Source organism: Metapseudomonas otitidis (genome assembly GCF_011397855.1).
GTDB lineage: Bacteria > Pseudomonadota > Gammaproteobacteria > Pseudomonadales > Pseudomonadaceae > Metapseudomonas > Metapseudomonas otitidis.
Map to the genome: position 1 here is coordinate 727,103 of NZ_AP022642.1, position 22,863 is coordinate 749,965.

A 22,863-nucleotide genomic window follows, 5' to 3' on the forward strand; every position below is an offset into this window, starting at 1 on the left:
GAAAAAGCCCCGCATCAGCGGGGCTTTTTCGTATCAGGCGCGGTCGCGCTCCAGCAACGGCTTGAGGAAGTGCCCCGTGTGGGACTGCGGCATCGCCGCCACCTCCTCCGGCGTACCGGTGGCGATGATCTGGCCGCCCTTGGAACCGCCTTCCGGGCCCAGGTCCACCAGCCAGTCGGCGGTCTTGATCACGTCCAGGTTGTGCTCGATGACCACCACCGTGTTGCCGTGGTCCCGCAGCCGGTGCAGCACGTCCAGCAGTTGCTGGATGTCGGCGAAGTGCAGGCCCGTGGTGGGCTCGTCGAGGATGTACAGCGTCTTGCCGGTGTCGCGCTTGGACAGCTCGCGGGACAGCTTCACCCGCTGCGCCTCCCCGCCGGAGAGGGTGGTCGCCGACTGCCCCAGGCGGATGTACGAAAGGCCCACGTCCATCAGCGTCTGCAGCTTGCGGGCGATGGCCGGCACGGCATCGAAGAACTGGCGCGCCTCCTCGATGGTCATGTCCAGCACCTCGGTGATGCTGCGGCCCTTGTACTTCACCTCCAGGGTTTCGCGGTTGTAGCGCTTGCCCTTGCACACGTCGCACGGCACGTAGATGTCCGGCAGGAAGTGCATCTCCACCTTGATCACGCCGTCGCCCTGGCAGGCCTCGCAGCGGCCGCCCTTCACGTTGAAGGAGAAACGGCCCGGCCCGTAGCCCCGCGAGCGGGACTCCGGCACGCCCGCGAACAGTTCACGGATCGGCGTGAACAGCCCGGTGTAGGTCGCCGGGTTGGAGCGCGGCGTACGGCCGATGGGGCTCTGGTCGATGTCCACCACCTTGTCCAGGTGCTGCAGCCCGTCGAAGCTGTCGTGGGGGGCTGCCTCCAGGGTGGTCGCACCGTTCAGCGCCGTCGCGGTGATGGGGAACAGGGTGTTGTTGATCAGCGTCGACTTGCCCGAGCCGGACACGCCGGTGATGCAGGTCAGCAGGCCGACCGGGATCTCCAGGTCGACGTTGCGCAGGTTGTTGCCGCGCGCGCCCTTGAGCTTCAGCGACTTCTTCTTGTCCCGGGGCGTGCGGGTGGCCGGCACCTCGATCTTCACCCGACCCGACAGGTACTTGCCGGTGAGCGAATCCGGGTGGGCCATCACCTCGTCCGGCGTGCCTTCGGCGACGATCCGGCCGCCATGCACGCCGGCACCCGGGCCGATGTCCACCACATAGTCGGCCAGGCGGATGGCGTCCTCGTCGTGCTCGACCACGATCACCGTGTTGCCCAGGTTGCGCAGGTGGGTGAGGGTGGCCAGCAGGCGCTCGTTGTCACGCTGGTGCAGGCCGATGGACGGCTCGTCGAGGATGTACATCACCCCCACCAGGCCGGCACCGATCTGGCTGGCCAGGCGGATACGCTGGGCCTCGCCACCGGAGAGGGTGTCGGCGCTGCGGTCCAGGGTCAGGTAGTCCAGGCCGACGTTCACCAGGAACTGCAGGCGCTCGCGGATCTCCTTGAGGATCTTCGCCGCGATCTCGCCCTTTCGCCCCGGCAGCTCCAGCACGCCGAAGTAGTCCGAGGCCTCGCCCACTGGCAGGCCGGTCACTGCCGGCAGCGTCTTCTCGCCGACCCACACATGACGCGCCTCGCGGCGCAGGCGGGTGCCCCGGCAATCCGGGCAGGGCTGGGTGCTGAGGAACTTCGCCAGCTCCTCGCGCACGGTGTTGGATTCGGTCTCGCGGTAGCGCCGCTCCAGGTTCGGGACGATGCCCTCGAAGGGGTGGGAGCGCTTGACGATGTCGCCACGGTCGTTGAGGTAGCGGAAGTCCACGTCCTCGCGGCCGCTGCCCTGCAGGATCACCCGCTGGTGCTCCGGCGCCAGGTCGTCGAACGGCTCCTCCAGGCTGAAGCCATAGTGCGCGGCCAGGGAGCCGAGCATCTGGAAGTAATAGACGTTGCGCCGGTCCCAGCCGCGGATCGCGCCTTCGGCCAGGGTCAGCTCGCCGTTGACCAGGCGCTTGGCATCGAAGAACTGCTTCACCCCCAGGCCATCGCAGGTCGGGCAGGCACCGGCCGGGTTGTTGAAGGAGAACAGCTTGGGTTCCAGCTCGCTGATGGAGTGGCCGCAATGGGGGCAGGCGAAGCGCGCGGAGAAGATGATCTCCTCGCCCGGCTCGTCGTCCATCGGCGCCACCAGCGCAATGCCGTCGGCGAGGTTGATCGCCGTCTCGAAGGATTCCGCCAAGCGCTGCTGCAGGTCGCCGCGCACCTTGAAGCGGTCCACCACCACATCGATGGAGTGCTTCTTCTGCTTGTCCAGCTTGGGCAGCTCGTCCAGCTCGTAGAGGCGGCCGTTGACCCGTGCGCGGACGAAGCCCTGGGCGCGCAGTTCGTCGAACACCGCCAGGTGCTCGCCCTTGCGCTCGCGGATCACCGGCGCCAGCAGCATCAGCTTGCGGCCCTCGGGCATGGCCAGCACCTGGTCGACCATCTGGCTCACGGTCTGCGCCTCCAGCGGCACATCGTGGTCCGGGCAGCGCGGCGTACCGGCGCGTGCGTAGAGCAGGCGCAGGTAGTCGTAGATCTCGGTGATGGTGCCCACCGTGGAACGGGGGTTGTGGCTGGTGGATTTCTGCTCGATGGAGATGGCCGGCGACAGCCCCTCGATGGTGTCCACATCGGGCTTTTCCATCATCGACAGGAACTGCCGGGCATAGGCCGACAGCGATTCCACATAGCGCCGCTGGCCCTCGGCGTAGAGCGTGTCGAACGCCAGGGACGACTTGCCCGAACCGGACAGCCCGGTGATCACGATGAGCTTGTCGCGGGGGAGGGTGAGGTCGACGTTCTTCAGGTTGTGGGTACGTGCCCCACGGATGAGTATCTGGTCCACAGCGGCCTCGCATGGCGAGCGGAAAACGCCCGAGTATACGGGTGCCCCCAGGGGCGCGGCAAAGCGGCACGGCAGTGTCCTGACCGGCCGGGACTGCTAGAATGCGCCGCATTTTTCCGGCGCAGGCAGCAGCCGCGCACCCGGGGACCGGGTGCCAGCGCCCGACGCGGGGCATGACGCATTCCCGCACTTCCTGTCACGAGGCATCTATGCACGATCCCCATTCCGAACGCATGAGCGGTCGCGAGACCCGCGCCGCCGGTGGCCTGGCGCTGGTGTTCGCCTTCCGCATGCTCGGCATGTTCATGGTATTGCCGGTCCTGGCCACCTACGGCCAGGACCTGGCCGGCGCCACCCCGGCGCTGATCGGCCTGGCCATCGGCGCCTACGGCCTGACCCAGGCGGTGCTGCAGATCCCCTTCGGCATCGTCTCCGACCGCATCGGCCGCCTGCCGGTGATCTATATCGGCCTGCTGATCTTCGCCGCCGGTGCCGTGCTGGCCGCCAACGCCGACTCCATCTGGGGCGTCATCGCGGGGCGCGTCCTGCAGGGGGCCGGGGCCATCTCCGCTGCGGTCATGGCGCTGCTCTCCGACCTCACGCGCGAGCAGCACCGCACCAAGGCCATGGCCATGATCGGCATGAGCATCGGCGTCTCCTTCGCCGTCGCCATGGTGGTCGGCCCCCTGGTCACCCGCGCCTTCGGCCTGGCCGGGCTGTTCTGGATCACCGCCGCCATGGCCCTGGTCGGCATCCTGATCATCGCCCTGTTCGTCCCCCGGGCCGCCTCGCCGCTGCAGCACCGCGAATCCGGCGTGGCCCGCCAGGCGTTGCTGCCGACCCTCAGGCACCCCGACCTGCTGCGCCTGGACTTCGGCATCCTCGCCCTGCACGCCGTGCTCATGGCCAGCTTCGTCGCCCTGCCGCTGGCGCTGGTGGAGAAGGCCGGCCTGCCCAAGGAGCAGCACTGGTGGGTCTACCTCACCGCACTGCTGGTGGGGTTCTTCGGCATGGTTCCGTTCATCATCTACGCCGAGAAGAAGCGCCAGATGAAGCGCGTGCTGGTCGGCGCCGTCAGCGTGCTGGCCGCCTGCGAACTGTTCTTCTGGGCCTTCGGCGACACCCTGAGCGCCCTGGTCATCGGCACCATCGTCTTCTTCACCGCCTTCAACCTGCTGGAGGCCTCGCTGCCCTCGCTGATCAGCAAGGTCGCCCCGGCCGGCGGCAAGGGCACCGCCATGGGCGTCTACTCCACCAGCCAGTTCCTCGGCGCCGCCCTCGGCGGCATCCTCGGCGGCTGGTTGTTCCAGCATGGCGGCCTATCCGTCGTGTTCATCGGATGTGCGGCGCTCTGTGCGATTTGGGTCGCCATTGCTGTTACTATGCGCGAACCTCCGTACGTGACCAGCCTGCGCCAGCCGCTCGATGCAGCGGCCCTCGGCGATGCGACGCTGGTCCCGCGTTTGCTGGCTTTGCCCGGAGTGGCGGATGCCGTGGTGGTGGTCGAAGAAGCCGCCATCTATATCAAAGTGGATACCGAAAAACTGGACCGCACGTCCCTGGAGCGCCTGATCAAGCCGGCGCCCGAACGTGCTGAAGCCTAGGAGAACGTTATGGCCCGTGGGGTTAACAAAGTCATTCTGGTCGGCAACGTCGGCGGCGACCCTGAAGTCCGCTACATGCCCAACGGCAACGCCGTGACCAACATCACCCTGGCCACCAGCGAGAGCTGGAAGGACAAGCAGACCGGCCAGCAGCAGGAGCGCACCGAGTGGCACCGCGTGGTGTTCTTCGGCCGCCTCGCCGAGATCGCCGGCGAATACCTGCGCAAGGGTTCCCAGGTCTACGTCGAAGGCAGCCTGCGCACCCGCAAGTGGCAGGGTCAGGACGGCCAGGACCGCTACACCACCGAAATCGTCGTGGACATCAACGGCCAGATGCAACTGCTCGGCGGTCGTCCCGGCAGCGATGGCGACTCCGCCCCGCGCGCCCCGCGTCCGCAGCGCGAGCCGCAGCAGTCCGCCCCGCGCGAGTCCCGCCCGGCTCCGCAACCGGCCGCCCAGCCGGCCCCGGACTACGACAGCTTCGACGACGACATCCCGTTCTGACGAATACCTTAGAGAAAACTGTAAGATTTCTCTTGGAGAGCCCCGCATTAGCGGGGCTTTTTCATTTTTAACGATGTAAAAAGCCAATTGCTAGTCTTCAATGATCACACACCATGCAGAAATGTGAGATTTCGGAGGTGTGTGTTGGAGACATCAATCCGTAGGTTTATGGCCGCGAGTGGTGAGCGGTGTGCTGTGTTAGTCGACGGAGCAGGCATGCCGTTGTACTACCCGAATCTCTTTGCCACTTGGCGCTTACGTTCTCGCTCGCTGGCTGCTAATTCCGTCCTAAATGCGTTGAGCGTGATAAAGGTTTTGTATGCGTGGGAGACTGAAGTCGGCATTGACCTAGAGTCGTTTTTTTCGCGGGGCGAGGTACTTGCGGAGCCGCAAGTCAGGGAACTGTGCGATTTCCTACAACACACCGTTCCTTCCTATCGCCGAAGCCTGCCGGTTACCCGCACTCATGGAAGACGGCGGGCAGTATGTAGCAGTAACTACTATTTCAGATTAACTATCTCCGCCAACTACTTGGGTTTTTTGGCGAGTCGGCTAAGGCCCAATGGGCAAAGCGATTCGGATGCCGAAGCGATGGTCGAGATGATCAAAGCAGGCCGACCAAGCAAACCTAGTAACTCTGTTCTAGATAGAGACGAACGACACCTAGACGACGCTGTTGTTGATCTTGTACTGGCAGCTCTCAAGCCGAACTCCGAAAATAATCCTGCGCGGGATTATGCAGTCAAACTCCGCAATATGCTGATGTTCATGATCCTCCACGCGACGGGGCTCCGTCGTGGAGAGCTTCTCAATCTGAAGATTGACGACATCGATTTCCTCCAAGGAACATTAAGAGTAGTTAGACGCCCCGATTCAACAGGGGACGTCCGTGTTCACCAGCCTACAGCCAAAACACGACAACGTATTATCCCGCTCCTTTCAGAACTCATCTCTTATATCCACGACTATGTGCTGCGTCATCGAAGAAAGTTCCCGGCGGCGAAAAGTCATGGGTACCTGTTTATCACTCACAAGGAGGGGCCGACACAGGGGCTCCCGCTTTCAGTATCAGCCTTTCAGAAGTGGATGCGGACGATTGCATCTATTTCTGAAGGCTCTGGTCTTCATGCGCATGCCTTACGACATCACTGGAATTATTTGTTCTCCAAGATGATGGGTGCCGAGAGGGTGTCGCCTCAAAGAGAAGAAAAAATTCGTTCGTACCTTATGGGCTGGAAAGAAACATCTGGTACTGCAGCTATTTACAATGGAAGGCATATCAAGAAGCAAGCTGCTGAGGCCGTGCTTTCGCTCCAAGGCAGATATCTGAAAGGTGCGCGAGAGGATTGAAAGATGAAGGCGTCTACTCTTGAGGCATTAGCAGTTGAGGAATTTTATTCTCGCGACGGCTACAGGGTGGAATTCAGTAGCGATCGGTGGCGGCTAAACAAGGACGTGGCGATTCCCATCTCTAAGTTGAAGCCGTATTTGCAGGAACGGGACTATTCGGTTCGGCGTGTTCTCGAGTTTTATGCAAGGACAGCCTCTCCTACCTATTCGCAAGCTGCCTATGAGATGATTTTACAATACTGTAGGAAAATGGAAGGCTCTGAACTATTTTCCGTAGCCTCATTGATCTCATACCGCTCAACTCTGACAACGAAAACAGAGTGGCGAATGGGGGGGCTGCGCACGGTCATCCGACGATGGTCGAAATTAGGCCTCCCAGGTATCGCCGATGAGGTGCTGGTCTTGCTCAGCAAGTGGGTACTTAAGGGGGCGAGAAAGGGCGCATTGTTCAATCAATGTGCCCCGAGAGTGGCCCTCTTACCGATATCGAGCTTCAGGCAGTCGCCGCCGCGGTGATTGATGTATTTGCCGAACAGCGCTTGTCTTTGGCAGAAACCTGTATAGCGATGATCTTAGCTATGACAGGTCGGAGACCAGTGCAGATTGCAGCGCTGAAGCTCAAGGATCTTGTTTCCCCTATACCTGGCTCTTATGGGATCAATTTTCCTAGGGCCAAGCAGCGCAACTCGCCATGGCGCTCCGCTTTCAAGTTTTTCTACATTGTTGAAGATCTTTGGCTATTGTTGCAGCTGCAAGCCGAGGCAGTGAGACATGCGTTCTCAGAACAAGCAGGCGAAGTGCTCTCTAACGAAATAACGATGGGGCTCCCGTTATTTCCGGTTACGTACTCTCTCCGCGGGTTGTCAGATATTGAAGAGCTGCTGCGTAGCGATCGGCTGCATATTCCCAGTAGTCATGTGGGGGATATGATGTTGCATGTTGCCAGGGTGATCGCTGTATTTAGCGAGCGTACTGGAGCGCCGCTTCGCCTTAATCCTTATCGATTTCGCTATACCTTAGGTACAAATTTAGCTCGTGAGGGGAAAGGTGAATACATCATTGCCGAGGCTTTGGATCATACTGATACCCAGAACGTAGGGATGTATGTGAAAAATATACCAGATATTGTCGAGCGCCTTGATAAGGCAGTTGCTTTGCAACTCGCGCCTTATGCTCAGGCGTTCCGCGGCGTGCTCGTTAGGTCGGAGCTTGAGGCCCGTCGTGGAGATGATCCAAACAGCCGAGTTTTTACTGGTAAAAACCACGTAGGCACCTGCGGTAGCTATGGATTCTGTGGTGCGGCGGCCCCAGTTGCCTGTTACACCTGCAGCCATTTTCAGCCCTGGCTTGATGGTCCCCACGAAGAAGTATTGGAGCTGCTCACTCAAGAGAGAGATCGAGTTTACGGCAACACCGGTGATCTGAAGATAGCTTCAGCAAACGATCGCCTTATTCTTGCTGTGGGTGATGTAATCAACCGTTGCAGAGATATGAGAGGTGAAGTAGAGAGTGTCTAACATTCTGCTGTTTGTGCCGAAATATCAAAGAGATTGCAAAGGGAACCTGAATGATTTTGTCGCAATGTGTCGCGATCAGTTAACCGTGTTTGGAGCGGATCTGGACTGGGATGCGAATGCATGGCCTGGAGTAGGTAATTTTACTGTAATGGGAGCACCTGCTCGAGGATTCACTCTTTCTCAGATGTTGAATGCTGAAATTGTTCCTTTTGCTAAAGCCTACATACGCTACCAGCAGGGTCATAAGCCTACGAAGCTAAAGAATGAGTTCAAAGCGATCCGCTGTATTGAGAGGGCTCTTTTGACCGCGAAGGGTAAGGCGGACATCACCTTGGTAGATCACCTCGTAATGGATGTGGCAGGTGAAGTAGCTCGTGAATACAAGTCGACAAGTTATCAGGCTGCTATCAGTCTTGTGGCACTGGTCGAGTTCCTCAACGGAAGTGGCATCATTCCAAGCAGGCTTGAATGGCATCACGCAATTAAGAAGCCAACAGAGCTCAATCATACGGATAGTGAAACAAAACAAAGAAGAACAGAGAAAATTCCAGAGGATTATCTGTTGGAATCCATGGCCGAGATGTTCGCCAATGATTTACCTAGCGCTAGGGATCGCTTTACCACTTCTATTTTTGGACTCTTGATGTGCGCACCGTCGCGGATTACCGAGGTGCAGGATTTGCCTGCTAATTGTCTGCATCCTGAGGTGGACGCTCAAGGTGTCTCTCGTTTGGGGCTGCGGTTCTATGCGGGTAAAGGTTTCGGATCTGATATCAAGTGGCTGCCGACTTCGATGACTGATGTTGCGAAAGAAGCTGTTCGCCGGCTGACTGAGCTCTCAGCGGAAGGGCGGAAACTCGCCAACTGGTATGAGCAGCACCCTGATAAATTCTATCGGCATGAAGACTGTCCGGATGTTTCTGAGGATGCGCCATTATCTATGGCGCAAGCATGCTCCGCGTTGGGTCTCAGGTGGAGCGGGGGTAGTTATCTTCTTCATGCTTACTTCAAAAATTACCCACCGTATGCCGTGCTGCGACAGAGCGGAGCGCCTTTAACCCTCGCGTTCTTAAATAAATTCTGCCACAGCAAACTTCCCTCTGGCTGGCCATGGCTTAACGAGGAGCGAGGGGTTAAGTACTCCAATGCTCTCTGCTGCTTCCGTGCTCATGAACTTAGGGATGATCTGGCTACCAGTAGGATAAAACTATGGGTGCCGGGTAAAAGCGCATTCACCACTGACCTGAACCACATCGACGGACAAGAAAGGAGCATCTGGCGGCGCCATGGCTACAAGAACCCTGATGGAACCGAGATATCGTTTACGTCCCATCAGGTACGCCATTTCCTGAACACTATTGCTCAGCGTGGTGACTTAGGGCAGCTAGACATCGCCAGATGGTCTGGCCGAGCCAATATTCACCAGAACGCGGTCTACAACCACATGAGCGACAGCGAATATGTCGACCTGGCAAGAAGCGTTGGGGTTGGTGGTGTGCTCGGAAAGGTGCAGGCCAATGTGCCTGTCACCTATGCAGACCTAGAGGCAGTTGGAGAGGGCATCGCTCATGTCACAGAGTATGGATTCTGCGTACATGACTATTCGATGCTGCCTTGCCAGAAGCATCGAGACTGTCTGAATTGCAGTGAGCAGGTTTGCGTGAAGGGCGATGCGACCAAACTTGAGCGCCTCAAGCAGCAACAGCAGTACACCCGGGAACAGTTGGCGAAGGCTAAAGCTGCTGATGCTGTTGGGACGTACGGCGCTGATCGATGGAGCCAACATCAGTTCAAGACCCTGGAGAGGTTGGATCAGTTGATTCAGATGCTGGAGTCTTCTGAGCTTCCTGATGGCGCAGTTATCCGGCTTAGCAACGACCAAGAGTTCAGCCCTTTGAAGCGTGAGCTTGCTGCCAGAGAGGAGGCTTCAAAAATAGCGGCTATCGAGCCGCCTGTAGATGAGCTGCGCGTTTTGCTCGGAGTGTTTTAACCATGGCGAAGCACCTAACGGACAGAGATATCCGGTTGGTAATCGGTCTCATCGATGCCTGGGATGGCAAACTCACTTGGGAGGCCTTGTGTGACAAGGCTGAAAGCCTGATTGGGACGAGACCGACTCGCCAGACCTTCAATGCACATGATCCGATTAAGAGCGCCTTCAGCAACAAGAAAGTCCAGCTGAAGACCGGATTGAAGCCTACGAAGCGGCCGCAAAGCTTAGCGATCGCAGAGCAGCGTATCCATCGTTTGGAGAGCGAAAGTCAGCGCCTTAAGGCTGAGAATGAGCGTCTGCTAGAGCGATTCATTCGATGGCAGTACAACGCTCAGAAGCGAGGTCTGTCTAGGGAAATACTTGATGCTCCGCTTCCAAGAATTGATCGTGACTCGTCTGAGGAAAACGCTTAGGTGAGCCTACCGAAGAGGGCGCGATGCCGCTTACCACGGAGGAGGTGCTAGCAGTAGAGTTAGGGTTAGATGAGGCTGACCGTATCCGGCTTCGCACGGAGATGGAAATGACAATGCCAGATGAGCGCTCACGCGCGGTGGTGCAAACCCGAGATTTCCTCGTCAACTTGTCTCGAGATAGCAGCCTGCCCGAGAAAGTGCGGAGCGATGCCATATTTCTCTTGCGCCACTTCCCTTCGCGCAATGATGTGATCCTTGCTGGGAGGATAGAGGAGCAATCGGAGACCTTGCCACTGGGGGCTATGGGGCCAGTCTTCAGCTCCACATTCAAAGAGTTCGCTCCGACTTCTGCCGGCCAGAAATGATAAAGGCGGCCTCAGGGGCCGCCTCGAACCAAGTTTCATCACCGGTACAACGCCCGGGAGAGGAAGCTCTTGGGCTGCGTGCTTAGGGTAGCTGGCAGGGGATCTCGAAACCAGATTATTTCTTAGGGGGCTTCGGAGTGGAGCCGTCCCAAGTACTCACAAGCTCATCTATACGGTCGGGGATCTGCGGCGACTTACTGAGCACGAGGCAGCGAGTGGTGCCGACGGCTCCGGCGCCATCCCAGTCTTCGATTTTTACCTGTATCGACTTCATCTAGGCAAATCTCTCACAGGCTGCCCTTCAGGCTCGTGATTTCTCGTTGGATTTTCTTCAACAGCTCATCAGGCTTCAGTCCAGGCGTCTGCTTTTGATATGCCAGAACCAGCAGGGTTAGAGGATGAATGCCGACCACCTCCGCGATCTGCTCAACCTTTTCAATGGATGGTTTCCACTTGCCGCGTTCAATCGCGCTGATGTAGCTCTGGCTGGGTCCTAAGCCTTCCTGAGACAGCTCCTTCGCATTTCTCAGATTCTTGATCACCAGACCAAGCGCTTCATTGAGTTCCACTTTGCTGTCTCGCAAAAGGAACGATGAAGCCTTTTTGGTGCTTTCAGGGCTATGCTATATATAGCTTAAAAGGGGGTGTGCTGATGTTTATCACGTACAAGTGCGCTGAAATCGCGTATCCACCGATGTTTGGAGATGAATTCCAAATGTGGCGGTGCGTTGAGCTTGAGGAGCACCGCCCTTGGTTTTACGTGATGGTTAACCGCCCTCAGAAGGCAGCAGCATGGAGAACGATGCTCCTGATTTCTTCAGAGGATGAGCTGGAACACATGCTGGAGAAGCGTACAGCGGGAACCCTGATCGAGGCAGTTCAGGTTGTGCTTCCAGCCCGGCTGAATGGCTCCAGTGATTGGACGATGGAGAGGTTGACCGAGCTAGTAAGGGTCTATGACCGGGACGATCGAGTCTTGGGCTACGACTTCAAGACGGCATCCGGCCAGACCTACTCGCACAGGGATTGCCAGAACTCTCAGGAGGCATCCAAGCGCCAGATATATTGCTCGGTTGTGTGCCCTGTTTAAGATGCTAGTAGCCGTAGTCCTTGGGAAGGTGTTGACCGGCTAATGAAGACTCTCCCCGAAAAGATCCTGGGCATCACTCAAGAGTTTCCAGAGGGCGAGGTCCTGACGGTAGGCTCATTCCTGCATCTTGGATCTCGCTCTACAGTACAGCGAGGTCTTTCCCGCTTGGTCGTAGGCGGAAGGCTGTTTCGCGTCGCTCGGGGCTTCTATGTGTCAGCAGTCGCTAGCCGTTTTGGCGTCCGCCCGCCGGCACCTGAGTTGGTTGTCCGCTCACTGGCTAAAGCGCTGGACGAACTGATAGTCGTCACAGGTGCTAGTGCTGCAAATACCTTGGGGCTGATAACGCAGAATCCTGTTCGGTATATCTATCTAACCACTGGGCGATCCAGAGAGCTTCAGGTCGGCAAGACCATCGTCACAATTCGACATGCGCCTCGGTGGTTGATGGCTCTGGGGCCGACTGAAGCGGGGGATGCCGTCCGAGCGCTTGAGTGGCTTGGCCCAGCTTGGGTGCACAATGCGGTGCCCAGACTCCAGGAGCTGTTGCCCGAAAATGAATGGGCAGCCTTGGAGAGCGCGCGAAGTTCTTTCCCCGCTTGGATTGCGAATGCAATTCGCGCTCATCCGGCATCGACTTGATGTGGCGTCCGGCCGCGAATGGCCACTAGCTGTCCCCCAACTCCTTGTCTAGGCGGGGCTTTTTCCATCCTGTGCTACCTTCCCTGTCAGACCTCCGTCGCTTCGAGGAATAGGGGATGTTTAATCTGTTGGTAGCCGGCCATAGCGACATGTGGGAGACCCAGCCGTCCTTAATCGGCTTGGATTGTTTCAAGGAATATAGCGGCCATGAAGCCGGGGATACGCCGGTGCTTCGCTATAGGCTAGAAAATGTCTATTAGAGCGGGGTAGTCCAATGAGGCTCGGAGGTCTCTAGGGAAGCGGGGCCTATTCAAGTATCATTTTGCGACATTACAAGAGAGCTCGGGAGGCCAGGGAGTGGAACAGGAATTTTTGTTGAAATTTCTTGAAATTGGAGCGATCGACCTCAAGGGCGATGACGCCAAACTCGAAAAACTTCGGTCCACGGCTAAAGATCTGTCAGCCGATCTTCGAAAAAAACCGTCAAAGACTGCCATCTTCACAATGGTGGCGGCCGATCCCAACATCCCATCTACGGACCCAACAGTAGAGGAGGCTATGGCCTTCCTCCGCAAGCAATGGGAGACCGTTGCTAACGCCTTTCCCGGTCGCCCGGTCGCCATATTACGAGCCATCCTCTTGGACGCGATCATGCAGGCGGCGCGTTTGGACGATGCGATTGCCGTTGCGTTCACAAACACGGCCCGCAATGTCCTGGGGCACACGGAGACATCTGACGAAGCTGGTATCTGGCGCGAAGCTGTTTGCGAAATTGAGGTGAGGGTTGATGCGCGCGCCGAGGCGGAGTGGGCAACGCCGGATACTATTACGGTCGATCCCTTGCAGTACACGCCGCCAGCTCCAGCATCTATGGACTATGAGACACCCACTATTGATCAGAGTACGCTGCGAGAGAACATCTATTCTGCCGCGGGGCCTTGGGGCAGTAACAATCCGAATCAGCATCAATCTAACCAGCCCCAGTACTGGACGGGACCGTTTGCAGACAAGATGAGTGCCGCCATTGCAGACGTATTCAATGTGTTGGCCGAAGACCTGGCTCCAGTACCAGTTGACCTTTCAGGTCCGCTGTCCACCCTGGCTAAGGCTGTCACTAATCACGTTGACAAAGCGTTAGCCAGCTTTAGCGGGGCGACGGCCGGTTTGCAGCGCCGCACGAGCCTGCTTTGGTGGAAGGAAGCGCTTTACTCTCCAAGTGCTCATGCGAGTTATCTTGACTTACCACCTTTCGAAGCTTCTGCGTTGATGGCACTCGACCTGCACGAGCAGGTGCCAACTTTTTCACCCGCGAGCGTATCGGCCTTTCTGCGTGAGGCCATTCGTGCCCTTCCGATTGATAGGGAGGGACAAGGTAACGGTGAGCTTGACGTCGCTAGCCTTGTGCATGAAGCCAAGACAGCTGAAATTATGCAGCCGTTCCGCACGTTGGCAGCTCAGTACGCAGCTGCACCCGTTGGCAGAGGCCCGCTGTTGTCGCTGATTGGGCACCCGAATGATTCAGGCGCAGACGAAGTGGCGACCTTACGTGCTATCAGTGGTCTGGACGCCTACACCAAGATGACCCCCTCCGATTGGGGGGCATACCTCTTCCGCGAGCTTCAGGCCGCACGTGCCATAAGCGATACCTCAACCAAGCGGGCTAAGAAGAAGTAGAACGCCCATGAACCGGTGCCCCCATCCCAACTGTTTCGCTGACGACAACACCACCTGCACGCTTGGCCATATCTGTCTTGATATGTGCCCCGAGTGGAAGCACGTTAGCAAAGGTGAAGTAGTCGCTTCGACTGACTCCGATCAGATGCTGCTCCCATGGAGCGGCCTAGCAATGGGAGAGGCTGACCTCAACTTCGTCAGCGGCAAGATCAAGCCCATTACTATCGGCATCGTGGGCCCGGAAAGCGCAGGTAAGACGACCATTCTCGGTGCGTTTTATCTGCTGCTAGGGCGAGGCGCATTGACTACAGATGCCAATGTATTCAGCAACTCGTACACGCTGGCCGGCTGGGAGGCGGTGGCGACCAGTCTGCGCTGGAAGCCGGGGCTGCCCCCAAGCTTTCCGCCCCACACGCCGAGCGGAGCGGCACGAGCACCGGGCATGCTTCACCTCAGCTTTCGTCGTGAGGATGGTTCGCTGCGCGACTTTCTTTTTGCCGATGCCCCCGGAGAGTGGTTTCAGAAATGGGCGATCAATGAGCAGGCCGCTGATGCGGAAGGGGCCCGTTGGATCGCCCGGTACGCAGACGTCACGCTATTGATTGCTGACCGTGAGGCACTTGCTGGCCCTAAGATGGGAACAGCCAGGAACGATTTCCAGCTGCTTGCTCAGCGCGCTATGGCTGAGGCTCGCGGGCGGCGCATGGCGCTCGTCTGGACGAAGGGGGACGTAGACGTGGCGCCAGCCATGGAGGCGCAGATCCGAAAGGCGGTCGTGTCTGGCTCATCAAGCATCCCGGAGTTTACAGTTAGCGTTTATCCCCAGGCTGACGCTGCAGAGGGCTTCCGCGAGCTTTTTAACTGGATTCTTTCCACTAAACGCTTAGGGGTGAATTTGCCTACGGCAGAAACTTCTGGTCATGACCCGTTTTTTCGATTCGGTAGGAGATAGTTGGTGGCAGCTCAACACACCATCCTGTTGGTCGGCGAGTCGAACGTCGGGAAGACTCACTACGGGGCCCAGTTCTTGAAGCGGCTCATGGTCAAGGCGTGTGCACTCAAGATGTCCGGCGCCCCAACGAATCTGGAGGCGTTCAATACGGCTCTCAGTTGCCTGACTGAGGGAAGGTCGACCAACCATACGCCAGCCGGTGCATATGTTGAAAGTGTCTGGCCAATTACGGACGAGGACGGCCACGATGCGGAACTGGTTTGGCCGGACTACGGTGGCGAGCAAGTTCGCAACCTTGTCACGCAGCGCCGGATTCCGGTCGCTTGGCGCGAGCGTGTGCTCGGAGCCACGGACTGGGTCTTGCTCATCAGGCTGCATTCACTTAGGTCCGAAGACGACCTGTTCTCGCGTCCGCTGCAGTCATTCGCTGCGGTTGGGGACGAGGGAAAGACAGCAAACGAGTTGTCAGATCAGGCAAGGACAGTAGAGCTCCTGCAAATGCTGCTTTACCTGGCGCAGTTCCATTTGGACCGGCCGCTTTGCAAGCCTCGCCTGACTATCTTGCTGAGCTGTTGGGATGAGCTGGAAACCACAGAACTTCCAGTTGACCTCTTGGCGTCTCGGTTGCCGATGCTATGGTCGTTTGTGCGCAGCAATTGGACCTCACCCACTGTCATTGGCTTGTCGGCCCTGGAGCGCGCGCTCAGCCAGACGAATGCGGACCAGGAGTACGCAATTCGCGGTCCTGAAGAGTTCGGCTACGTGGTGTTACCCAACGGTGTGAAGAGCACCGACATCACCTTACCGATCCAGCGCTTGATGGCTGACCGGACCTGAGCGAATGCGAGTTGAACAGGCCGTTTATGGCGAGATCCTAGGCCGAGGTCACGGACTCAGAGCATCGAGTACGAATGCGCCCATAGCTGCTGCCATAGCATCAAAACTCGACTTGCCAGATGCCGTGCCTGCAGGCGTCCAAGCATGGTCGCCCTTCATTCGCGGCTTTCCTATCGATGACCACTACGTTCTCGCTCGTACGTTCCTAGACTTGAGCGCCTCGCGCGGTGGCATGGTGCTGACTCATGCGCTAATCGCCAGCTTGGACGATATGGGTGTGGTCGAAAGCCTGGCCGTGCTGTTTAGTCGGCTGGCACCCTCGGCTGCAGACTGCCCCATTTCGGTGACTACGCTTGAGCTTGATACTGCCGAGAGTGGCCACGCGTCGGCCGCTGACTTGATCGGTACGGCCAATGCGTTGGCAGTCCAAGGGGACGCTCCAGTTGTCCGACTGGGTACTGAGGGCTTCGAACACCTCGTCGATTCCTTATGGAGGAACCTATGGCCGGCCTTAAGGCGAACCTTTGCGTTCCGACTGAGCTTCGGTCCAAAAGACGTGGTAGAACTACCCACTCCGACGCTTGTATGCACGCCAGAACAGCTCCAAGCTCGCTGGGCGAAGCACTCTATAGTCAAGTCAGACGATCAAGTACCGAGTTCTGAATCCTCTCGCATTCTCTGTGGTCAGCGCGACGTGCAACCACTCCTGGCTCTTGCCGAGGACCTAGGCTCCGACGTACGTACGCTCAGAGAATTGAGCCGGCTTGAACGGCTATATACCCTTCTCTCCGGCGGTGAAAGCTTCGATGATTTGTTGGCAGCCATACGGCTGGTAGACGGCCTCTCAAATCAGCCGGCGCTCGGCACAGGCATCAAAGACGAGCTCATTGGGCGGTTCATTGGTTTGATTCCAAGCGCTGGCTGCAGGCAGCTGTTGCTAATGAGGAATTTGGTGCTGTCTGGCTTTGCCAATACGCGGTCGCTGTGGTCGGCCGTTGAGCTCTTCGTCAGTAACCTCGGATTTATTCCTACGGACGACGACTATTTAATGGAGATGGTCGTGGCCTCGGTTGATGAGGGGCTTGCGTTGCCGCCGTGGCGCGATGCAGTAACAGCCGGATTAATTACTGCAGCTTGTCGAGATGACCCCTTCATTGCACGAGCTATTTGGAGATGGGCTGAGCGCAGTTGCGGCGTATTTGCCGCGGTCTTGGACATTCTGCCGGCTGATGCAGCAGTTGAGCAGCGACTAGCAGGGGAAGTGCCCAGAAAGCTCAACGTTATCGCACCGAATGCTCTGCTCTCGCCGCTGTTGAAAAAGCACTGGCTAACCGCATACGGTGCCGTACTAGCTGCAATGCTACCGCCTCTCGATGCAGCAGGTCAGCAGCTTAAAGTCGACAAGGGCCCTGACCACTACGCTGGTTTGCTGTCGGCTCTTCGGTACGCGAGTCCTTTCCAGACACTGGAATGTGCGCTCGTGCATAAAGACCCGCGTTTGATCGAGTTGTGCGCGGAACAGGCTGCTGCCCATCCTCAGGTCCTGTCTGATATCCGCGGCGATGACATCACCGAGCAGCAGGTGTGGGGCGCTGCGATTAAAAAGAATTCTTCTCTTTGGAGCGCTCCCCAAAACGCCGCCGCTGTACGCGATACGGTGTTAGCTCTACTCGCCGAAGGACTTCCCGTCGACACTGGCTTACTTGAGGTGCTGGCACATACCCCCCTGGCTGATCTCTGCGCCACCCCAGAGCGGGCGCGGTTGTGGTCGCTCCTGCCCGCATCAAGGCGTGATCGCTACATACAGGCGACCGCAATCGGTTGGCTGGCGGTTGCTGCGAAAGACGAGATAATGACTTTCCCTGAAGCCCCGCTTGAGCTTGCAGTCATGGCAAGTTCTAGCTTGCTGTCCACGCTGGAAAGGTCATCGGTGGCGGTTAACGTGCGCCTAGCAATCGTCAGTGCTCTCTCATCATTCCCCGAAGGTATGTTCATCACATGGCTGAACAACCTCTTAAAGGAAGCTCGCATGCTTTCTCCTGCCGACTCTATGCAGCTGGGAGCACTTATGGCGTCTCGGCATTGGGCGGGCGCGGCAAAACATCTTGCAGACCGATTTGCCGATCATCGTTCAGATCTCATACCAGGGCTTCGGCTTTGCGCTAACTTGCTTGGCTTATATACACGCTGGAAGCTTGGAGTCTCAAAGCCAACCGCTGCTGAAAAGTGGCAAGCCTTTGAAGATGAGGCCGGCGAACTCTATCCAAGTGGTCCGGATAACAACGAGCTATGGTCACGAGCTGGAGGCAAGAATGCCGATCTGCCAGGAAAGTCTCAAAACGGGGCAACACGTTGGCACAAGGCATTGAGTTCAATCCGTTCCGGCGGTCGTCCGACTGCGCGTGAGCTCCTTACGGTGATGTGCCTAGACTTTCCTGTAAACGAGAAGCTGCGCCTGTTTATTAACGACACGGACATCGTTGGCTGGCGTTGATGCTTCCACATACCCATGGTTGAAACATGAGCCCAACTGGCTACCCGCAAGGCCACGCCCTTCTTATCGGCGTAGCGAATTATCAGCAAGTCTCCAGCCTGCCTGCTGCGATTCTGAACGATGTCAACGACGTTGCCGCGACGCTCTCATCGCCGCAGTTCTGTGCATATGATCCCGCCAACGTCGTCACTCTGATAGACGCAGGCGCTACTCGGGCAGCTGTGCTGAAGGGGCTAGATGAGCTGGTTGCTCGGGCTGGGCCCGATGACACGGCCTGCGTGTTTTTCTCCGGTCACGGTGCGGTCGTGGGCCCCCCTGGCAATGAGGACAGCGTGCTGGTCACAGTGGACAGCGATCTCGCTGACATTGAAAGGACAACCATTAACTCGAATGAGTTGGCTATGGTTCTTGCGCAGATAAAGGCGAAGCGACTGCTGGTTTTTATCGACGCCTGCCATGCTGGGGGGGCTGCAATTTCGAAAGGATTGACTGATGGTAAGGGCCACGAGTTCAAGTCTGGCTATACCCAAAACACCTTTGCGAAGCTGGCGGTCGGGAGTGGGCGTGCGCTGATGGCATCGTGTCGTGCTGATGAAGTGTCGGCTGTATTTGCCGGTGCGAGAAACAGCGTCTTCACAACTGCACTACTCGCAGGTCTGCGGGGCGCGGCTGACACAAGTGCCAGCGGCTTCATCAAGGTCTTTGATCTGTTTAACTACGTCTCCGAAGAGGTGCCAAAACTGGCCCCATACATCCAGCACCCAGTTTTTAAGGCGGACAACCTTGAGGGGAACTTTGCTGTCGCGCTGAGTCAAGGCGGGAAAAAGTCGCCTTACACTCCTGAGACAAAGCCGACGGTCCAGGAAGACATCCCTTGGTCACAGCTAGAGGATATCTTGGTCGAGCTCTACCCATTCGGCCCGAGAGACCAAGAGATATGGAGCCGGGCTGGTGGGGACTTGTCTCGTCTCCAGCTCCACTCCACGGGGCAGGCAGCTTGGCATGCGGCGATTCGCACGTTGAAGCAGGGCGGTGGAGGCAAGAGTATTAACTTCGGCAGTTTGCTTAGCGCTGCGAGGGAAGACTTTTCTAACCATCCACAGCTAGCGAGGCTATAGCACTCTAGCCTACGCTTGGCCCAGGCTTTCCTAGCGTAGCGTTTCTTTGCCGCCTATGTCTCGTGACCGATGTGCTTGAGGCCTGCTCAAGTCACATTTGATCCTCGCCTCCCGCACCCTTCGGCTATACCTAGAGATAGATCGGCTGCTTTATAGGTTGAGCAAATGCATGGGAGGGATACTGTGTATGGCCATTAAAGGAAAGACGGTTGGTTTGGCCTTGTCAGGGGGCGGATATCGGGCCACGCTCTTCAGTCTGGGAAGCCTGTGGCGTCTGAATGAGGCAGGCTTGCTAGGCCAATTGGATCGTATCTCTAGTGTCTCGGGCGGGTCGATTTTGGCAGGATTGCTTGCCCACCGCTGGCGGAAGCTCGACTTTGTCAACGGGAGTGCTAAGAACTTCCAAATTGAGGTGGTGGATCCTATACGGAAGTTCTGTAGCGAAACCATTGACGTTGCAGCAGGAGTCAAAGGCTTCTTTACCCCATTCAAATCGGCTGGCCAATATTTGACTGAGTGCTACGACAAGCATCTCTTTCATGGTGCAGCCACCAACCAAATGCCGGACCCCACAAAAGGAGAAGGCCCTCTTTTTGTTATTTACGCAACCAACCTGCAAACAGGCCGAAGTTTCCGTATACGGCAGGACATGTTGGCCGATTGGAAGATTGGAGTGGCACGTGGTGTCAGCATCCCACTTGCACAAGCAGTCGCAGCATCAAGTGCCTTTCCGCCAGTGTTCTCGCCAATCATTGTACAGACTGATTCTTCAGCGTGGGCTGGTGGCGAAGACATACCTTATCTAAATGAGCTACGTCGCCGAATCGTTTTGGCCGATGGTGGCGTATACGACAACATGGGGCTGGAAACTCTCATTGACAAAGTCGATGTAGTACTCGTGAGCGACGCAGGGGCCCCATTTGAAATTGAGCCTGAGCCTTCGGAAACTCCGTTGCAGATGAACAGGGTCCGAGACATCCTGATTGATCAGTCTCGAGCATTACGAAAGCGATGGTTAATAAGTGACTTTGAGAAGAAGAATAGATATGGAGCTTACTGGGGCATCGACACACACATAGGAGACTACAAGGACAAGCTCGCAGTAGCACAAGACACAACGGTCACTGGCTCCTTGGCACGGCTCCCGACGCGCCTTGCTGATTTTGGTCGCGAGTCTGAGGAGCGTCTCATCAATTGGGGCTATGCGTTGGCTGATGCTGCACTACGGACGCGTGCGGAGTTTGCGATTGAAAAATCTCTCGGCCTTCCTATGCCCGATTCAAAGTTAACTGAGTAAAGACGTATGACCGTGCTACTTGATGATGGTAAAGCCGATCCAGGTACTCATGTTCTATTGATTGGCGTTGGTCGCTATCCATTCCTGAACGATGGCGGCGATCCTGCAAACCTTTTTCCTTTGCATATGGGCATGGGGCAGTTGTCTTCTCCTCCCTTATCAGTTTCTGCTTTCGCCACATGGCTTATGGACTCTGGTGCTGGCTTTCATAATCCTGATCGTCCTTTGCGATCGCTTCAGGTGCTTTGCTCGGCAGATGTGCCAGTCTCGATCAGGGATTCAAGTGGGACGCTTCAAGTTGTCCAGTCTGCACAGATGCATTTGGTTCGACAGGCGGTGCGGGATTGGATGAAGCGTGCTGGCAGGAACCCAGAAAATATGGCGGTCTTCTTCTTCTGTGGACATGGGCTTGCCTTTGGAGAGGTGGAAAATGCTCTTTTACTAGAGGACTTCGGCGGCGACCATGGTAATCCCATGGCAGATGCTATCGCCTTCGATAGCATGCGTTTGGGTGTAATGCGTCACTGCGGCGCCAACCATCAAGTACATTTTATTGATGCCTGCCGTACGCCTCCAAACAAGCACTTCCTTGCCACATATGGAGATAAGGCGACGGGAGATCCCATAGCGGCTGCCGGACTCAGTCGGGATCTACGAAACAAAATCGCTCCAGTCTATTTTGCTGCAGGCCTGGCATCTGCTGCGTATGGTTTAGACGGTCAGCCCAGCCTGTTCACTCAGGGGCTGCTGCAGTCTATGCATGGGCCTGCAAGTCGCGACAAGGGTAATCACTGGGAGGTGCAAGTGCCTGCGCTCGCAGAGGGTATCAATAAGTGCGTTGCGAGCATGGCCTTTCAAGTGCAGCCGCAGTATTGCCAGCCTAGAGACACGGGGCCTGAGTTGATGATTCACCGGCTTCGCGCGGACCCTAAAGTGGTAGTCAAGGTATTCACGCATGATCTCAATTTGCTTCCTCAAACCGTCTTAGCACATATCGATGAGGGGACACAGAAGCGTGAAGTGCGTTCACCTGCACCGTCACCATGGTGGGTCACGCTTCCAGCTGGTGCGTATCGTTTTGAGGCCCTCGATGCAGCTGATACAGCACAGGTCTTGGGGCAGAGAAGAAAATACGTCATGCCTCCAGGTGCGGAGGTAGGGCTATGAGCACTGGGAGACTAGCGATCAGTCTGTCGTCGCCGAGCGGAGGGGCTAGCTCAGAAAGCGTAGCAATGGCAGACGTAAGAATGGTCCCCGGGAAGGACTCAGAGAGCCCAAGTCAAAAGGTTCTTCTGAGTGTTGACGAGGGCCCCAAAGAACTTTTACTCGACGCTGGCTCATACCTAATTCGGCTCTTCCTTCCAAACGGTGATGTACAGGCGGAGCGTATTGAGGTTCGAGATAGGCATCTAACAGAGATCAATTTTGAAGTTATAAAATCGCCGCATGAGTGGCTTGGCGCGGCATCAAGTGTGGGCATCGTGCAAATATTGCCCCGTGCGAGCGAGGCTAGATCACTCGAACTAACCCTTAGTCAGGCGACGCCTGTTATTTTGAAGGGGGGGGCACTGATTAAGGATGTGTTTGACAGACAGTCTCCGAAGTTCAGGGAGCTTGCAGCTCAGGCGGTAGTGTCATTAGACCGCAGTACTGATGATATCCAGCGAATTAGTGGTCATGAGCGCGTCTCTCGATCAAGTGGACAGCGTTGGATCAGGTGTCAGGATCCAAAGCGCAACTTCCCAACGGGAGAAATGTCGCCCCAAGATTTGGTGGACTGGTGGACGGGCAAATCGGTATCTGCCCCTGTGAATCTCTCCATTATGCAATCTGATGCGCGTAATGCACGATTAGTCCTACCCCCAAGTGCTTCGCCGATCTATTCCAGGTATGGTGGGAAGCGCGCATATGCAGTTGTTCACGATCCCATCGGAGGCATTTACTGCGCCGTCTTTCCTGAGGGGTGGAAACGCGTCTCGCTAAATAACGTGGGCAGCCCTTGCTGGCCATCAATCCTGCTGACAGTTGTCGTAGATACGGCAATGACCTCTAAAGATTCGTCCACGAGCTCAGCACGCTGGCGATGCGCCCCTGAGCTTGATGATGCAGAGGCTATGAGCCTCCTTGGCTTTCTACACCATGGGCAGA

18 protein-coding genes are annotated in these 22,863 nt (G+C 57.1%); 16 read left to right on the plus strand and 2 right to left on the minus strand.

Annotated features, from left to right (window positions below; all coding sequences use genetic code 11):
- Positions 1-33: 33 nt before the first annotated feature.
- Positions 34-2,868 (minus strand): excinuclease ABC subunit UvrA, encoded by a 2,835-nt coding sequence (gene uvrA, locus PotMrB4_RS03505; protein WP_044411066.1) that lies wholly within the window; start codon positions 2,866-2,868, stop codon positions 34-36.
- A 209-nt stretch (positions 2,869-3,077) separates the two neighbouring features.
- Here uvrA and PotMrB4_RS03510 point away from each other — a divergent pair, with 209 nt between their 5' ends.
- The 7 genes from PotMrB4_RS03510 to PotMrB4_RS28120 all read left to right on the plus strand — a co-directional run bounded on the left by PotMrB4_RS03510 (position 3,078) and on the right by PotMrB4_RS28120 (position 10,614).
- Positions 3,078-4,472, plus strand: coding sequence for an MFS transporter (locus tag PotMrB4_RS03510; protein ID WP_172432511.1), 1,395 nt, complete (start codon positions 3,078-3,080; stop codon positions 4,470-4,472).
- Between the two features lie 9 nt (positions 4,473-4,481).
- Positions 4,482-4,976, plus strand: coding sequence for a single-stranded DNA-binding protein (locus tag PotMrB4_RS03515; protein ID WP_044411072.1), 495 nt, complete (start codon positions 4,482-4,484; stop codon positions 4,974-4,976).
- 216 nt (positions 4,977-5,192) lie between these two features.
- Positions 5,193-6,326, plus strand: coding sequence for a site-specific integrase (locus PotMrB4_RS03520; RefSeq protein WP_232060789.1), 1,134 nt, complete (start codon positions 5,193-5,195; stop codon positions 6,324-6,326).
- Positions 6,327-6,781: 455 nt separating this feature from the next.
- Entirely contained in the window at positions 6,782-7,843 is a 1,062-nt protein-coding gene (locus PotMrB4_RS03525; RefSeq protein WP_232060790.1) for a site-specific integrase, read from the plus strand.
- Entirely contained in the window at positions 7,836-9,833 is a 1,998-nt protein-coding gene (locus tag PotMrB4_RS03530) for an integrase (protein WP_172432513.1), read from the plus strand. Before PotMrB4_RS03525 ends, PotMrB4_RS03530 begins: the two co-directional genes overlap by 8 nt.
- Positions 9,834-9,835: 2 nt before the next feature.
- Positions 9,836-10,249 (plus strand): hypothetical protein, encoded by a 414-nt coding sequence (locus PotMrB4_RS03535; RefSeq protein ID WP_172432514.1) that lies wholly within the window; start codon positions 9,836-9,838, stop codon positions 10,247-10,249.
- Between the two features lie 113 nt (positions 10,250-10,362).
- Positions 10,363-10,614 carry a BPSL0761 family protein gene (locus PotMrB4_RS28120; protein WP_330592409.1) on the plus strand — a complete coding sequence of 84 codons (252 nt, stop codon included), beginning with the start codon at positions 10,363-10,365 and terminating at the stop codon, positions 10,612-10,614.
- Between the two features lie 287 nt (positions 10,615-10,901).
- Here the strand turns inward: PotMrB4_RS28120 and PotMrB4_RS03540 are convergent, their stop codons facing one another.
- Entirely contained in the window at positions 10,902-11,183 is a 282-nt protein-coding gene (locus PotMrB4_RS03540; RefSeq protein WP_172432515.1) for a helix-turn-helix domain-containing protein, read from the minus strand.
- An 83-nt stretch (positions 11,184-11,266) separates the two neighbouring features.
- Here PotMrB4_RS03540 and PotMrB4_RS03545 point away from each other — a divergent pair, with 83 nt between their 5' ends.
- The 9 genes from PotMrB4_RS03545 (at position 11,267) to PotMrB4_RS03580 (ending at position 21,882) form a co-directional block, all read left to right on the plus strand.
- Complete coding sequence (locus tag PotMrB4_RS03545; protein WP_172432516.1) at positions 11,267-11,704, plus strand: hypothetical protein; 438 nt, start codon at positions 11,267-11,269, stop codon at positions 11,702-11,704.
- Positions 11,705-11,746: 42 nt separating this feature from the next.
- Complete coding sequence (locus tag PotMrB4_RS28125; protein WP_232060792.1) at positions 11,747-12,343, plus strand: DUF6088 family protein; 597 nt, start codon at positions 11,747-11,749, stop codon at positions 12,341-12,343.
- A 357-nt stretch (positions 12,344-12,700) separates the two neighbouring features.
- The gene (locus PotMrB4_RS03550) at positions 12,701-14,017 is read left to right on the plus strand and encodes a GTPase-associated system all-helical protein GASH (RefSeq protein ID WP_172432517.1); all 1,317 of its coding nucleotides are present in this window, start codon (positions 12,701-12,703) and stop codon (positions 14,015-14,017) included.
- A gap of 172 nt (positions 14,018-14,189) precedes the next feature.
- The gene (locus PotMrB4_RS03555; RefSeq protein WP_172432518.1) at positions 14,190-14,969 is read left to right on the plus strand and encodes a TRAFAC clade GTPase domain-containing protein; all 780 of its coding nucleotides are present in this window, start codon (positions 14,190-14,192) and stop codon (positions 14,967-14,969) included.
- 3 nt (positions 14,970-14,972) lie between these two features.
- Positions 14,973-15,806 (plus strand): TRAFAC clade GTPase domain-containing protein, encoded by an 834-nt coding sequence (locus PotMrB4_RS03560; protein WP_172432519.1) that lies wholly within the window; start codon positions 14,973-14,975, stop codon positions 15,804-15,806.
- A 4-nt stretch (positions 15,807-15,810) separates the two neighbouring features.
- The gene (locus tag PotMrB4_RS03565; protein ID WP_172432520.1) at positions 15,811-18,300 is read left to right on the plus strand and encodes a GAP1-N1 domain-containing protein; all 2,490 of its coding nucleotides are present in this window, start codon (positions 15,811-15,813) and stop codon (positions 18,298-18,300) included.
- Between the two features lie 26 nt (positions 18,301-18,326).
- Positions 18,327-19,418 (plus strand): caspase family protein, encoded by a 1,092-nt coding sequence (locus PotMrB4_RS03570; RefSeq protein ID WP_172432521.1) that lies wholly within the window; start codon positions 18,327-18,329, stop codon positions 19,416-19,418.
- A gap of 187 nt (positions 19,419-19,605) precedes the next feature.
- Positions 19,606-20,715: a patatin-like phospholipase family protein gene (locus PotMrB4_RS03575; protein WP_172432522.1), complete on the plus strand. Its 1,110-nt coding sequence runs from the start codon at positions 19,606-19,608 to the stop codon at positions 20,713-20,715.
- A gap of 6 nt (positions 20,716-20,721) precedes the next feature.
- Positions 20,722-21,882, plus strand: a complete 1,161-nt coding sequence (locus PotMrB4_RS03580) for a caspase family protein (protein WP_172432523.1) — start codon at positions 20,722-20,724, stop codon at positions 21,880-21,882.
- The last annotated feature ends 981 nt before the right edge of the window (positions 21,883-22,863 follow it).